At 74.8% G+C, this 14,093-nt stretch carries 11 protein-coding genes; 3 read left to right on the top strand and 8 right to left on the bottom strand.

Annotated elements, in window-relative coordinates; translation table 11 throughout:
- Window positions 1-97 precede the first annotated feature (97 nt).
- From ettA to ACFC0B_RS37180, 3 genes are all read left to right on the top strand, one after another.
- Window positions 98-1,762, top strand: coding sequence for an energy-dependent translational throttle protein EttA (ettA, locus tag ACFC0B_RS37190; RefSeq protein WP_376096677.1), 1,665 nt, complete (start codon window positions 98-100; stop codon window positions 1,760-1,762).
- 113 nt (window positions 1,763-1,875) lie between these two features.
- Entirely contained in the window at window positions 1,876-2,316 is a 441-nt protein-coding gene (locus tag ACFC0B_RS37185) for an acyl-CoA thioesterase (protein WP_376096674.1), read from the top strand.
- An 85-nt stretch (window positions 2,317-2,401) separates the two neighbouring features.
- A complete protein-coding gene (locus ACFC0B_RS37180) occupies window positions 2,402-3,094 on the top strand; it encodes a hypothetical protein (protein ID WP_376096671.1) in 693 nt (230 codons plus the stop codon).
- 21 nt (window positions 3,095-3,115) lie between these two features.
- Here ACFC0B_RS37180 and ACFC0B_RS37175 read toward each other — a convergent pair whose 3' ends face one another.
- The 8 genes from ACFC0B_RS37175 to ACFC0B_RS37140 form a co-directional block, all read right to left on the bottom strand.
- Complete coding sequence (locus ACFC0B_RS37175; protein ID WP_376096668.1) at window positions 3,116-3,520, bottom strand: globin; 405 nt, start codon at window positions 3,518-3,520, stop codon at window positions 3,116-3,118.
- Between the two features lie 90 nt (window positions 3,521-3,610).
- Entirely contained in the window at window positions 3,611-4,759 is a 1,149-nt protein-coding gene (locus tag ACFC0B_RS37170) for an ABC transporter permease (protein ID WP_376096665.1), read from the bottom strand.
- Window positions 4,756-5,673 (bottom strand): ABC transporter ATP-binding protein, encoded by a 918-nt coding sequence (locus tag ACFC0B_RS37165; protein WP_376096662.1) that lies wholly within the window; start codon window positions 5,671-5,673, stop codon window positions 4,756-4,758. The genes ACFC0B_RS37170 and ACFC0B_RS37165 overlap by 4 nt, the downstream gene beginning before the upstream one ends.
- A gap of 105 nt (window positions 5,674-5,778) precedes the next feature.
- Window positions 5,779-6,957 carry an FHA domain-containing protein gene (locus tag ACFC0B_RS37160; protein WP_376096659.1) on the bottom strand — a complete coding sequence of 393 codons (1,179 nt, stop codon included), beginning with the start codon at window positions 6,955-6,957 and terminating at the stop codon, window positions 5,779-5,781.
- 139 nt (window positions 6,958-7,096) lie between these two features.
- Complete coding sequence (locus ACFC0B_RS37155) at window positions 7,097-8,452, bottom strand: VWA domain-containing protein (RefSeq protein WP_376096656.1); 1,356 nt, start codon at window positions 8,450-8,452, stop codon at window positions 7,097-7,099.
- Window positions 8,453-8,642: 190 nt separating this feature from the next.
- Window positions 8,643-9,962, bottom strand: coding sequence for a PP2C family protein-serine/threonine phosphatase (locus ACFC0B_RS37150; RefSeq protein ID WP_376096653.1), 1,320 nt, complete (start codon window positions 9,960-9,962; stop codon window positions 8,643-8,645).
- 3 nt (window positions 9,963-9,965) lie between these two features.
- Window positions 9,966-12,572 carry a tetratricopeptide repeat protein gene (locus ACFC0B_RS37145; RefSeq protein WP_376096650.1) on the bottom strand — a complete coding sequence of 869 codons (2,607 nt, stop codon included), beginning with the start codon at window positions 12,570-12,572 and terminating at the stop codon, window positions 9,966-9,968.
- Complete coding sequence (locus tag ACFC0B_RS37140; protein ID WP_376096647.1) at window positions 12,572-14,017, bottom strand: hypothetical protein; 1,446 nt, start codon at window positions 14,015-14,017, stop codon at window positions 12,572-12,574. The genes ACFC0B_RS37145 and ACFC0B_RS37140 overlap by 1 nt, the downstream gene beginning before the upstream one ends.
- Window positions 14,018-14,093 lie beyond the last annotated feature (76 nt).

Raw genomic sequence — 14,093 nt, 5'->3', positions numbered from 1 at the left:
GGGGACGGGTACCCGGCGGTTCGGGGCTCCGGGTCGGGTGCGGCACAATGGAAGGCTGCAAGCCGAATTACTCCCGACGACGCCGGAGCGATCTCACGTGGCGGAATACATCTACACGATGCGCAAGGTGCGCAAGGCGCACGGGGACAAGGTCATCCTTGACGACGTGACGCTCAGCTTCCTCCCCGGAGCGAAGATCGGCGTCGTGGGCCCCAACGGCGCCGGTAAGTCCACCGTGCTGAAGATGATGGCCGGCCTGGAGCAGCCCTCCAACGGCGACGCCTTCCTCTCGCCGGGCTTCACCGTCGGCATGCTCCTCCAGGAGCCGCCGCTCGACGAGTCCAAGTCGGTCCTGGAGAACGTCCAGGACGGCGTCAAGGAGATCAAGGGCAAGCTCGACCGCTTCAACGAGATCGCCGAGCTGATGGCGACCGACTACTCGGACGCGCTGCTCGACGAGATGGGCAAGCTCCAGGAGGAGCTGGACCACGCCGAGGCCTGGGACCTGGACGCCCAGCTGGAGCAGGCCATGGACGCCCTGGGCTGCCCGCCCGGCGACTGGCCGGTCACCAAGCTCTCCGGTGGCGAGAAGCGCCGCGTGGCGCTCTGCAAGCTGCTGCTGGAGGCCCCCGACCTGCTGCTGCTCGACGAGCCCACCAACCACCTGGACGCCGAGTCGGTGAACTGGCTGGAGCAGCACCTGGAGAAGTACAAGGGCACCGTCGTCGCCGTCACCCACGACCGGTACTTCCTGGACAACGTCGCCCAGTGGATCCTGGAGCTCGACCGCGGCCGCGCCTACCCGTACGAGGGCAACTACTCCACCTACCTGGAGACCAAGCAGTCCCGTCTCAAGGTCGAGGGCCAGAAGGACGCCAAGCGCGCCAAGCGGCTCAAGGAAGAGCTGGAGTGGGTCCGCTCCAACGCCAAGGGCCGCCAGGCCAAGTCCAAGGCGCGTCTGGCCCGCTACGAGGAGATGGCCGCCGAGGCCGACAAGATGCGGAAGCTGGACTTCGAGGAGATCCAGATCCCGCCGGGCCCGCGTCTGGGCAGCGTCGTCATCGAGGTCGAGAACCTCAACAAGGCCTTCGGCGAGAAGGTCCTGATCGACGACCTCAGCTTCACCCTGCCGCGCAACGGCATCGTCGGCATCATCGGCCCGAACGGCGCCGGCAAGACCACCCTGTTCAAGATGCTCCAGGACCTGGAGACCCCGGACAGCGGCTCGGTCAAGGTCGGCGAGACCGTCAAGATCAGCTACGTCGACCAGAGCCGCTCCAACATCGACCCGAAGAAGACCCTCTGGGAGGTCGTCTCCGACGGTCTGGACTGGATCAACGTCGGCCAGGTCGAGATGCCGTCCCGCGCCTACGTCTCGGCGTTCGGCTTCAAGGGCCCGGACCAGCAGAAGCCGGCCGGCGTGCTCTCCGGCGGTGAGCGCAACCGCCTGAACCTGGCGCTCACCCTGAAGCAGGGTGGCAACCTGCTGCTCCTCGACGAGCCCACCAACGACCTCGACGTCGAGACCCTCTCCTCGCTGGAGAACGCGCTGCTGGAGTTCCCCGGCTGCGCCGTGGTCATCTCGCACGACCGCTGGTTCCTGGACCGGGTCGCCACCCACATCCTCGCCTACGAGGGCGACAGCAAGTGGTTCTGGTTCGAGGGCAACTTCGAGTCGTACGAGAAGAACAAGATCGAGCGGCTGGGTGCGGACGCGGCCCGTCCGCACCGGGCCACCTACAAGAAGCTGACCCGCGGCTGACACCCAGTCGTGACGACGGCCCGGCAGGCCGCCCGCCCCGTGGGGGCCGGCCTGCCGGGCCGCGGCCCGACCGGCACGCACCGCCGACGGGCACCGGACGTCGAGGAGAACCCGTGGCACGCCACATCTACGCCTGCCCGCTGCGCTGGTCCGACATGGACGCCTTCGGGCACGTCAACAACGTGGTCTTCCTGCGCTACCTGGAGGAGGCCCGGATCGACTTCATGTTCACCCAGGCCGCCGAGGCCGGCGCGGGCGAGTTCGCGGGCGGCTCGGTGGTGGCCCGCCACGAGATCGACTACAAGCGCCCGCTGGTGCACCGGCCCGAGCCGGTCACCGTCGAGACCTGGGTGACCAGGATCGGGGGCGCCTCGCTCACCGTCTCGTACGAGATCAAGGACACCGCCGCCGACGGCACCGAGACCGTCTACGTCCGGGCGTCCACCGTGGTCGTGCCCTACGACCTCGCCGAGGGCCGGCCGCGCCGGATCAGCCCGGTGGAGCGGGAGTTCCTGACGCGCTTCATGGACGAGGAGCCGGCCGTCGCGGTCTGACCGCGCCTGTCCCCGTCCAGCCCCGTCCCCGTCCAGCCCTGCCCCCGTACGCCCGATGCCCGATGCCCGGATGTGAGCCGAAGCGTTGAACAGCACCGCCGCCCTTCCTCTCGCCGACACCGGGGAGGCCGCCGACCTGGCCGCCTTCCTGGTCCGCCTGCTGCGCTTCGACAAGGCGGCGGCGGTCCGGCTGCAGGGCGTGCCGCGGCCCGACGGCGGCGGCGTGCTGGCCGTCTTCGGGCGGCTGCCGCTGGGCGGTTCGGGCGCGCTGGCGGTGCGCACCGCGCGGCTGGCCCGCCTCGCCGGTCCGCTCGACCTGACCGCCTCGGCCGGGCAGCTGCTGGACGGCGTGGACACGGAGGCGGACACCGTCGCGCTGCCCGCCCCGGTCACCGGCCCGGCCTGGGCCGGGCTGCTGCCGCCGCGTACCGGCTGGCGGCCGGTGGGCACCCCGCCCGCCGCCCAGGTGCGCCTCGAAGTGGCGGCCGCGGTGCGGGAGTTCCGTGAGCGCAGCGAGGCCGTCCCGGCGCACCACCGGACCCGTGCGGTGCTCGACGCGCTGGCCGACGAGATCTGGTCCCGCCCGGTGGCCGTGCTGCCGGAGATGCCGCTGCGGGCCGCCCACGCGGCCCAGGTGATCGGCTTCCTGGCCCCGCAGGCCCCGCTGACCGTGCACCGGGCCGGCGGCTGGCTGCGGCTGTCCGCCCCGGCCGGTTCGGTGGCGGTCCGGACGGCGGCCGCCCCCGGCGCGGGGCTCGGTCTCAGCCCGATCGGGTAGCTCCCGGGGGCAACGCCCCGGTCAGCCCTCGGTGTTGATCATCGAGGCGGCGGCGTAGGTGAGGTACTCCCAGAGCTGCCGCTCGGCGTCCTGCGGCAGGCCCAGCTCGTCGAGCGCCACCCGCATGTGCTTCAGCCAGGCGTCGTGCGCCGCCCGGTCCACCTTGAACGGCACGTGCCGCATCCGCAGCCGCGGGTGGCCGCGCTGCTCGCTGTAGGTGCGCGGGCCGCCCCAGTACTGCATCAGGAAGAGCGCGAACCGCTCCTCGGCCGGCCCGAGGTCCTCCTCCGGGTACATCGGCCGGAGCAACTCGTCCTCCGCGACGCCCTGGTAGAACCGGTGGACCAGTCGCCGGAAGGTCGGTTCGCCGCCGACCTGCTCGAAGAAGGTCTCCTCGCTGAGCGTGCCACGCCGGATCTCGTTCACCCGACCATGGTCGCAGACGGCGGCGGGGCCGTACACCGGGACCTGGGAACCAGGTCCGCGGGCGTACGACCCCGCGCGGGCGCCGGGCGCTCAGTCCTCCCAGCGGAACAGCTTCCAGGAGATGCCGGTCAGCACGGCCGCGAAGAGCAGCAGCCCGCCCATCGCCGGCAGCGCGTCCATCACGCCGCCGCCCCGGGAGAGCACCGACTGGGCGGCGGTGACCAGGTGCTTCAGCGGCAGCGCCTCGGAGATCGCCTTGAGCCAGCCCGGCATGTCGTCGGTCGGGAAGAACGAGCCGGACAGGAAGGACATCGGCAGCACGATGATCTGCGAGAGGCCGTTGGCGGCCTCCTCGGTCTTGGCGATCGAGCCGACCAGCAGGCCGATCGACATGAACGCGATGGTCGCGCAGACCACCAGCGGGATCACCAGCCACCAGTCGCCGGTGAGCTTCAGCCCGAAGAACGGCAGGGTGGCGAGGGCCAGGAAGATCGCGGTCTGGGCGAGCGCGGTCAGCACCGAGACGGCGACCCGGGAGGCGACGATCGCCCCGGCGCTCACCGGGGCGAGCCGCAGCCGCCGCAGCACCTTCTTCTGCCGCCAGCCGACCAGCGTCAGCGCGGCGCTGAACACCGCGCCGGTGGCCACCGCCCAGCCGAGCAGGCCGGGGGTGAGGAACTGGATCGGCTTGAGCGAGCCGTCCTCGACCCGGCTGCTCTCCAGGGTGTACGTGGGCGCCTTGCCGCTGGCGGCCTGGTTGGCCTGCTGGACCACGGAGTTGACGATGCCCTGGACGGTGCCGGCGCGGACCTGGTCGGCGGCGCTGTAGCGGACGACCACGGTGCCGTTCGGGCCCTCCTTGATCATGGCGTCCAGGTCGCCCTTGCGGACCTTCTCCAGGGCGGCGGCCTCGTCGTCGCCCCGGGTGATGGTCAGCACCTCCTCCAGGCCGGTCCTGGCCTCGCCCTGGACCGAGTCCAGCAGGCGCACCGCGCCGATCTGCTCGACCTTGGCGTGCTGCGTGGTGGCCCCCTTGAGCAGGGTGCCGAACAGCATCAGGAACATCAGCGGGAAGAGCAGCACGAAGAACAGCGCGCTGCGGTCGCGGACGAAGGCGACCAGCATCACCCGGGAGAGGCTGACGAAGGCGGAGACCCGCTCGCGCTCGGCGGGTTCCGGGGGCGTGCCGCCCGGCGCGGGGGCGGCCGCGGGCGCGGCCGTGGTGGGCTCGGCACTCATGCGCGGTACTCCCGTCCGGTGAGCTGGAGGAAGACGTCCTCCAGGGTGGCGCCGCGGACCTCCAGGCCGCGCAGCGCGCCGCGCTCGGCGAGCACGGAGAGCACTGGCGCGGGCAGGCGGGTGGAGAGCGACAGCGAGACGCCGTCGTCCTCCAGCGAGCTGATCTCCGCCCCGGCGGCGGTGAACAGCCCGCGCGCGGTGTCGAGGGCCAGCAGGCCGGACTCCACGCTGATCCGGACGGTGTCGTCGATCTCGCGGATCAGCGCGGCGGGCGCCCCGGTCCGCAGGATCCGGCCGCGGTCCATCACCGAGACGCGGTCGCAGAGCACCTCGGCCTCGTCCAGGTAGTGGGTGGTGAGCACGACGGTGCGGCCCTCGGCGTTGATGTCGCGCAGGAGGTCCCAGAGGTTGCGGCGGGCCTGCGGGTCGAGGCCGGTGGTGGGCTCGTCCAGGAAGACCAGCTCCGGGCCGTGCACCAGGGCGCAGGCGATCGAGAGGCGCTGGGCCTGGCCGCCGGACATCTTGTCGGTCATCACCCCCGCCGACTCGGTCAGGCCGACCCGTTCCAGCATCGCGTCGGCCCGCTTGGGGCCGACGCCGTAGAAGGAGCCGAAGGTGCGGATGGTCTCCCGCGCCGTGAGCTTGTTGAAGAAGGCGGAGGCCTGGAACTGGACGCCGATGCGCGGCAGCAGTTTCGGGTTGCGCGGCCAGGGCCTCAGGCCCAGCAGCTCGATCCGGCCCTCGTCGGGCTTGCGGATCCCCTCCAGGATCTCCAGCGTGGTGGTCTTCCCGGCGCCGTTCGGCCCGAGGATTCCGTAGAATTCGCCGGCCTCGACGGTGAGTGACACCCCGTCGACGGCCTGCACGTCCCCGTACCGCTGACGGATTCCGTCGGCGGATATTGCAGCAGTCATAACGACTGAGACTAGGGGTGGCAGGCCGTCACGGGGAGTTCTCCAAGCATCATTTGATGATCAGTTTTACAACGGTGTCGAACGCCGGGTCCCGATCCGGGGCGGTCAGGCGCGGTGGACGGTGATCGTGGTCCAGGCGCCGATGTGGATCCGGTCGCCGTCGTTCAGCGGGATCGCCGTGTGCGGGGCGACCGGCTCCGCACCGCCGTTCACCGTGGTGCCGTTGGTGGAGTCCTGGTCGACCAGCACCCAGCTGCCGTCCGGCTGCTCCGCCAGCAGGGCGTGCTGGTGCGAGGCGCCCGGGTCCTCCGGCGCGACCGAGAGGTCGATCTCCGGCACCGTGCCGCGGTGCTGGCTGCGCCGGCCGATCCGCAGCTGGCCGCGCCCGGTCAGCGGGATCCGCCGCTCGGGGCAGTACGGCGGGAAGAACAGGCCGGCCGCCTCCGGACCGCTGCGGGCCATCATGTCGGTGAAGTAGTCGCGGTCGGCCGCGATCACCGCGAACCAGGTGGTCCGCACCGGCTCGGCGGGCGGGCCCTGCGGGGGCGCCGGCGGGGCCAGGTGGAACGAGGTGCCGAACTCGTCGCCGCGCCGGGCCGGGCCGGGCTGGGCGTAGACCGGGCCGGAGTCCTCGCGCGGCTGCGGCGCCCCGTACGGCCGGTCGGGCCGCGGGTCCGGGTGTCCGGGGGCCGGCTGCTCGACCGGGGCCGGGGCCGGGGCCGGCTGGGCGTGGAGGGGCTGGGCGTGGAGGGGCTGGGCGTGGACCGGCGGCGGGTAGCCGTAGCCGGTGGGCGCGGTGGGCTGCGGCGGCAGCGGCGGGGCCTCGCCCGGGTGGTGGCCGAGGTGCTGGCCCGGGTGCCGGCCCTGGCCCGGGTGCTGCCCCTGGTACGGGGCGGGGTGCGGGGCCTCCGGCGCGCCGCCGTACGCCGCCGGGATGTTCAGCGGTGCGGGCGCGGGCGGCGGCGCGGGGGCGGCCTGGAACGGCTGCGGGGCGCGCTGCGGCGCCGAGAGGTCGTAGTCGTACCCGCACTCCTCGCAGAACCGACCGGTCTGCGGGCTGCGGCAGATCGGGCAGACCGCCAGGCCCTCGGTGAGGTCGGGGAAGCCCTGCGGGGGAGGGGGCACCGACCCCGGGGGCGGCGGCGGGACGGCCCCGGGCTGCGGCAGCGCGCCCGGAGGGAGCGTGGGGTCGTACGGCGCGCCGGGTGCGCCGTGCGCCCCCGGATGCCCGGGAGCGCCGGGGAACCCGCCGTGCGGTGGCGGCAGCGGCTGCGGCGGTGTCATCGGAAATCCGCAGAAGTCGCACCAGTCCTCGGCCTGCGACTCATGGCCCCTCGGGCAGATCGGCATCAGGTCCCCCCTCAATTCCAGCGCGGCCGGGGCTGGGCCCGGCCGGTTCGCGGCCCGGTCGGCGCTTCGGCGGTCACTTCTTCACACGGACGGTCTTGGTCGACCGGGTCTCGACGATCATCGAGTCGGCCTCGCTCACGTTCTTACGGAACCGAACGGTACCCTCCTTCGGGTCCACCACGTCCACCACCTTCTGCAGCAGCCGGAAGGTGCCGTCGTTCCCCGTGGCGTGGGCGATCCGCACGGCGGCCCCGAGCCTGGCGGTGGCCCGGTGGACGTCCCCGGCGCGGTGCGCCTCCATGCCCTCCCGGACGGCCTCGGCGAGCTCCGCCTGGCCGGTGTAGTGGGCGACCTGCGGGCTGATCCGGGTGGACGAGGCCAGGTCGTCCGTCCAGACCGCCTTGACCAGGCCCTGCGACAGCACCTCGGGCGTCCCCCCGGCGACCGACGGCGGCAGGACCAGGCTCACCCGGGCGGCCAGCATCTCGTTGCCGACGGCCGAGGCCGGGACCTCCACGCAGACGTGGTAGTCGCGGCTCTCGTCGCCCCACGAGCCGGTCGGGTAGTCGCCGGCCCGTGGTCCGGCCTCGGAGCGGCGGTCGGTGAGGTCCTCCAGCGCGGGGGCGACCTGCTTGACGAACCTGACGACCGCGTTGGCGGGCGTCCAGATCCGCAGCGCGACATCGGCGACCTGCTTGCTCATCGCGCCGGCCATCATCGAGCGGAAGTCCTCGGCCAGGCCGGACGGCTCGGGGACGATGTCGACGGTGCCGAGCAGCGCGGAGGAGATCCGGCGCAGCTCCTCGACCCGCCAGTCGGTGCCCACGCCGCGGCAGTCGGCCGTGAAGTGGCCGGAGACCCGCTCGATCGCCTGCTCCAGTTCGGCGGCCGTCTGGTGCTCGTTGTTGCCGTCGGTCAGCAGGATCGCGTGCCGGATCGGGATGTCGCGGCGGGTGAGGAAGAGCTGGTCGGCCTTGGTGAGCCAGGTGCCCATGGCGGTGCCGCCGGCCGCGGTGAGCCGGCGCAGCGACTCCTTGGCCCGGGCGCGGGTCTCGGCCGAGGCGACCGCGAGGGTGCCGTCGCCGGGGAAGACCTCGCGGGCCTCGTGGGTGCCGGCGACCACGGCGAAGGCGACGCCGTCGCGGACGGTGTCGATGGCGGCGGCGGTGGCCTCGCGGGCGCCGCGCAGTTTGCTCGACGGGTAGTCCATCGAGCCGGAGCAGTCCACCAGGATCACCACGGCGGCGGACTGCCCGCCGCTTCCCGGCGCGGCGTCGGCGACGCCGAGCGGCCGTCCGCCGGAGGTGCCGCCGCCGGTCGCGGTCACGGTGACGATGGCGTTCACCTCGCGGGCGCCGTCCGCGAGGTACTCGTTCTGGAAGATCTCCACGTCGAACCTGGGCAGGTTCGGCTTCGCCAGTGTTGCCATGGGCCGGTGGCTCCCGTCGGGTGGTCGGTTGGTGCGGGGGCTGCTGTGCTCGGAGGTCGGGTGGCCGCCCCGGGGGCGGGCGCGGTGCGGGCGTGCCGGGGCGGAGCGTGCGGAGCGTGCGGGGTGGAGCGGGGTGGAGCGGGGTGGGGCCCGCGCCCGGGAGGGCACGGGCCCCGACGGGGCGGACCGGTCAGCGGGCCGGGGGCACGGTCGGGCGCGGCGGGACGGCGGGCGGCGGCGGGACCGCGGGCAGCGGCGGGTGCGGGGGCAGCGGGGCGGCCGGCGAGCCGATCACCGGGATGTCCGGCAGGGTCGGGTCGTACTCCTCGTCGTCCGCGGTGACCAGCGGCAGGTCGAGCGCGGTCGCCGTCCGGGCGTCCTCCCCCGGGTCCGCGGCCGCCGGGGGCGGGTCGATCGGCAGCACGGCGACGGTGATGTTGTCGTGGCCGCCGGCCGCGACGGCGAACTTCACCAGGGCCTGCGCGGCGGCCAGCGGCTCGGTCCGGGCGTCCGGCCGGACGTAGTACGCCAGGTCGGTGGCGGCCTCGGCGTAGTTCCACAGCCCGTCGGTGCAGACCAGCAGCACCCCGGGGACGTGCGGGGTGAAGCCGAGGGTGTGCGGCACGACCTCCTCGGCGTCCGCGCCGAGCCAGCCGGTGATGGCGTGGGCGCGCGGGTCCGCGTACGCCTCGGCCTCGCTCATCAGCCCGGCCTCGACCATCCGGGCGGCCCAGGAGTCGTCCTGGGTGAGCCGGAACGGCTCGGCGGCGAACCGGTCGTCGGGGATCCAGTAGGCGCGGGTGTCGCCGACCCAGCCGATGGTGATCCGCCCGCCGGCCGCGATGGCGCTGACGTAGGTGCAGGCGGGCGCGTTGACGTCGGGCCGGCTCGGCCGGGTGCCGTCGGTGGCGAGCGCGGCCACCGCGTCGGCCGCGTCGGCGATGGCCCGGCGCATCGCGCTGGTCGGGTCGGTGCCCGCCTCCAGCGAGCTGAGCAGCGACTCGGAGGCGGCGTCGACGGCGGTCTCGGAGGCCTCGTCGGGGCGGTCGGAGGAGGAGACGCCGTCGCAGACCACGGCCACCACGACCGGCTCGCCGCCGGGCAGCGAGGTGGCGGCGACGGTGAAGGAGTCCTCGTTGCGGTGGTGCCGCAGGCCGCGGTCACTGACCCCGGCGACGCCGGCCAGCGCCTTCTCCATGTGGTCGCGGGGGCGCGGCTGGGCGCCGCCGCAGCCCTCGCAGTAGCCGTCGGCGGTCACCTGGCGCAGGCCGCAGTGCACGCACGCGGCCGCGCCCGGCGCGCCCGGGCCGCCCTGGGCGGGCACCGCGGGCGTGTTCGGCAGGGTCGGCGGATGGTCCTCGCCGTCGGCGGCCGCCCGGGCGGCGGACCAGCCGGCCGGCATCGCGCCGGGGGCGGGCCGGCCGTCCCGGTTCGCCCCGCAGGAGCCGCAGAAGACGTCCTCCGGGTCCATCGGCTCGGCACAGCTCTGGCACACGGTCTGCTGCGGCATCTGTTACACCCACGTCCTGGGACGGGCCCGGTTGGCCCGCTCCACCATCTCGATCCTGGTATCGGCCCGGTCGGCCAACCGGGCGAGTACCCGGTAGGACTGCTCCAGGGCGAACCGCAGTTCCCGTTCCACCGCGGGCCGTCCCAGCACGCTGACCTCGCCGGTCGTCCGGCCGGGGCCGGTCCCGCCGGGGGACCCGGCGGTCACCCAGCCGAGCGCCGCGCCGAGCACCTCGACGGCGAGTTCCTCGCGGCGGCGGTCGTCCAGGCGCAGCGCGGTCAGCTGCTCGGAGCTCGCGCCGAGGTCGGCGCCGAGCGGGTCGGTGGCGGGCCGCTCGCGCAGCCGGGCCCGGACGGCGGCGATCCGGGCGGCGGTGTACTGGCTGGAGGTGGCCGGGACGGACTCCAGGACGGCGACCGCGCCGGTCCGGTCGTCCCCGGCGAGCCGGACCCGGGCCAGCCCGAAGGCGGCGCTCAGGTAGCTCTGGTCGGTGCTCCACACCAGGCGGTAGAACTCGGCCGCGTCGCCGCGGTCGCCGAGGAGTTCGGCGCAGACGGCGAGGGCCAGCTTGGGGGCGGCCTCGCCCGGGAAGGCGTCGTAGACGGCGTCGAAGGCCTCGGCGGCGGCGCGCAGCGCCTGTGCGCGCGGGTCCGCCCCGCCCTCGGGGCCGGCGGCCTCCGGAGCGGCGGCGGGGTCGGCGGCGGCCGGGTCGGCGGCGGCGACCAGCGAGGCGAGGCCGCGGTACCAGACCACCCGCCAGTCGTCCGGGTGGTCCTGCTCCAGCGCGGCGAGCGCCTCGGCGGACCGCCGCCCGTGCCCGAGTTCGAGCAGCGCGCGCAGCGCCCGCAGCCGGCGCTCGATCGAGTCGGTGGGGGCGCCGTCCAGCGCGGCCAGCGCCTCCTGCGCGTCGGTGGCGAGCAGGGTGGCGAGGAAGCCGGCGTTCGGGTCGGCCGGGTCGACCCGGGGGACGGGCAGCGCGAGCGCGGCGGCGGCCGGGTCGACGCCGGTCAGCCGCAGTTCGCCGGGCTGCGCCGAGGGCGCCACCAACTCGGTGTCGACGACGCGCAGTTCGGGGCCGAAGAGGGTGGAGGGCGCGGGCCTGGCGCGGCCGTCCTGGAGCGCCAGCACCTCGCGCAGCACACCGGTGAGCTGGTCGGCCATCTCCTCGGCGGAGGCGAACCGGCGGGCCGGGTCGGGGTCGGTGGCGCGCACCAGCAGCCGGTAGTAGGACTCGTAGGCGGCGAAGGCCGGGACGGACTCCGGGCCGGGCAGGGTGTCGCGGTAGGTGGTGGAGTAGCCCTGGAAGTCGAAGCTGAGGACGGCGAGGGTGCGGGCCACCGTGTAGAGGTCGGAGGCGGGGGAGGGGCCGTCGGTGGCGATCTCCGGCGCCTGGTAGCCGATGGTGCCGTAGATCGGGCCGTCGTCGTCGAAGCGGCGGACGGCGCCCATGTCGATGATCTTGAGGGTGTCGCCGCTCTGGATCACGTTGTCGATCTTGAAGTCGCAGTAGACCAGGCCGCGCTGGTGCAGGTAGCCCAGCGCGGGCAGCGCCTCCAGCGCGTACGCGATCGCCTGCTCGACCGGCAGCGGGTCGCGCCGGCCGTCCGGGGTGCGGCGCTCGTTGGCGATGTCCTTGAGCGACTTGCCGCCGACGTACTCCATCACGATGTAGCCGTCGGTGGCCCCGGTGCGCAGGTCCGGGTGCTCGGCGAAGTTGATGATGCGCACGATGCCCGGGTGGTCCACCTCGGCCAGGAAGCGGCGCTCGGCGACGGCCACCGCCAGCGCGTCCTCGTCCCCGGTGTCCAGCAGGCCCTTGAGCACCACCCACTTGTCGTTGACCCGCCGGTCCACCGCCAGGTAGATCCAGCCGAGCCCGCCGTGCGCCAGGCAGCCCACCACCTCGTACTGCCCGCCGACCAGGTCGCCGCGGCGCAGCTTGGGGGTGAACGAGTACGGGGTGCCGCACTTGGTGCAGAAGCCCTCCGGGCGGCCCTGCTTGCCGTTGCGCTCCCGGCCCACCGGGGCGTCGCACTTGGAGCAGTACCGCTTGCGCTCCGGCACCTCCGGGTTCTCCAGCACCGCCTGCGCCGGGTCGGCGGCCGGGACGGTCGGCACCGTCACCAGGCCGGCGCCGAGGCGGTGCCGGTTGGCGGTGGCGCTGCCGCGGCTGCTGCGCACCGAGACCGAGCGGCCGCTGCCGGTGCGGGTCGAGCGGTGCGAGCGGGAGCGGCCGGACAGCGAGCGGGCCGAGGCGCTGCGGGCCGAGCCGGTGTCCGGGTCGAACACGATCTCCACGGTGGAGGTGTACGCCCGGGAGCCGCTCGTCGCGGAGCGCGGGGCCGGCACCCCGGGCGGGGTGAGGCCGCACTCGTCGCAGTAGCCGTCGGTGTCGACCGTCCCGGCGCAGTCGCGCGGGCAGGGGTCGCCCGCGCCCGCCGGGGCGGACGCCGTCGGCCCGGCGGTGCCCGCTCCGGTGGTGCCGGCCGAGGAGGCGGTCCGCACGGAGGAGGTGCCGCCCTCCGGCGCGAGCCCGCACTCGTCGCAGTAGCCGTCCGCGTCGATCGTCCCGCTGCCGCCGCACTCCGGCCGCACGCACGTCTCGCCCATCACCCTCGGCCCCCCTGTACCCGTCCGTCGACAGCCTGTCCGTCGGCCGGCTCCCCGCCGGCCCGCGCCCCGCCCCGCTCCGCCCCGCCCCGCTCCGCACCGCCCCGCTCCGCCCCGTCCACCGGGCCCGTTCCGGTCCCGTCGTCCGGACCGCCGGGTGCCGGGCGCAGCGCCTGCTGGAAGCGGGCCACCGCGCCCGCCGCCGCCCGCAGGTCGCACGGCGCGCTCCACAGCAGCCAGCGCGCCTTCTCGTACCGCTCCACCACTTCCGGGTCCTCGGCCACCCGCAGCCGGGCCGCCATCGCCTTGTACGCGTCCAGCCGCCCGCGCAGCTCGGCCCGGACGGCCAGCGGCTGGGTCACCTCGGTCAGCGACTGCCGGGCCCGGGCCAGCTCCTTGGCGGCCGCGTCCTCCAGCGCGTCGAGCAGCGGTGCCAGCCGGTACCACTGCCCGCTCTGCCGCAGCTCCAGCGCCACCACGATCCGTTCGCGCAGCGCCGAGGCCGGGCCGGGGACGGCCGGCACCTCGGTGGCGGCGATCTTCGCCAGCACCTCGCCGCGCGCCCGGCGGGCCTCGGCCAGCGTGGCGTCGGCCCGCTGCAGCAGGTCCCCGACGCCCTGCAGGCGCTCCTCGGCGTCGTCGCGCAGCCGCAGCAGGTTCTCCAGCTCCAGCCGGACGCCGTCCAGCGCCCGCCCGGCCAGGTCGAAGCGCTCGGTGTCCACCACCCCGGACGGCGTGGCCAGCGCGCCGCCGTCCGGCACCGTGCCGCGCTGTGCGGGGACCCGGGCGGGCCGCCAGAGCGCCAGCGGGTCGGTGCGCACCTCGGTCCGCAGCCCGCCCAGGTCGGCGTCCAGCGCGTCCAGGTCGTCGCCGAGCGGATGGGTGCCGGTGCGCACGCCGAGCGAGGCCGCCAGGGTCTGCACCCGGCGCAGTTCGGCGATCAGCAGGTCGATCCGGGCGGGCAGCGCCGTCCAGACCGCGTCGGCCGCCGAGACCACCTCCAGGACGGTCGCGTACCAGGCGTTCATCCGGTCCATCAGCCCGTCCAGGCTGACCCGCTCGACCAGCCGGGCGGGCGCGCCGAGCCGCTGCGGGCCGTCCGGCGCGCCGCCGGGCACGGTGACCGCGTCGCCGGTCAGCAGCTCGCTCAGCTCGGCGAGCTCCGGGCCGCCCGGCCGGGCCTTGCGGGCCCGCACCGCGCGGGCCGAGGCGAGCACCTCGGAGTAGCGGTCGAACAGCGCCCAGAGCAGCGGCAGTCCCTGCCCGGCGACGGCCCAGCGCTCCTGGGTCCGCCCGGTCAGGTCGGCGCCGTCGAGCAGGCGCAGGCCCGGGTGGTCCTGGAGCGAGAGCAGCGCCGACTCGACCGCGTCGCGTTCCGCGCCGAGGCGCGCCAGCGCGCGGTCCACCTCCTCCCGGCTCAGGACCGGGCCGGCCGAAGCCGCCATCGCGCTCTCCCCTCCTCCACCTGCTCCGCTCCCGTCACCTGCTCCGTTCCGCGCCCCCGGGGACCGCTCCCGGCCC

It is taken from the genome of Kitasatospora sp. NPDC056184, assembly GCF_042268405.1.
Lineage (GTDB): Bacteria > Actinomycetota > Actinomycetes > Streptomycetales > Streptomycetaceae > Kitasatospora.
This window is presented reverse-complemented; position numbering and strand designations above follow the sequence as displayed.

Excerpts from the sequence above, each read along its gene's own strand:
- ACFC0B_RS37170 (WP_376096665.1), bottom strand. The coding sequence starts at position 4,759 with ATGAGTGCCGAGCCCACCACGGCCGCGCCCGCGGCCGCCCCCGCGCCG.
- ACFC0B_RS37140 (WP_376096647.1), bottom strand. The coding sequence starts at position 14,017 with ATGGCGGCTTCGGCCGGCCCGGTCCTGAGCCGGGAGGAGGTGGACCGC.
- ACFC0B_RS37165 (WP_376096662.1), bottom strand. The coding sequence starts at position 5,673 with ATGACTGCTGCAATATCCGCCGACGGAATCCGTCAGCGGTACGGGGAC.
- ACFC0B_RS37160 (WP_376096659.1), bottom strand. The coding sequence starts at position 6,957 with ATGACACCGCCGCAGCCGCTGCCGCCACCGCACGGCGGGTTCCCCGGC.
- ACFC0B_RS37155 (WP_376096656.1), bottom strand. The coding sequence starts at position 8,452 with ATGGCAACACTGGCGAAGCCGAACCTGCCCAGGTTCGACGTGGAGATC.
- ACFC0B_RS37150 (WP_376096653.1), bottom strand. The coding sequence starts at position 9,962 with ATGCCGCAGCAGACCGTGTGCCAGAGCTGTGCCGAGCCGATGGACCCG.
- ACFC0B_RS37145 (WP_376096650.1), bottom strand. The coding sequence starts at position 12,572 with ATGGGCGAGACGTGCGTGCGGCCGGAGTGCGGCGGCAGCGGGACGATC.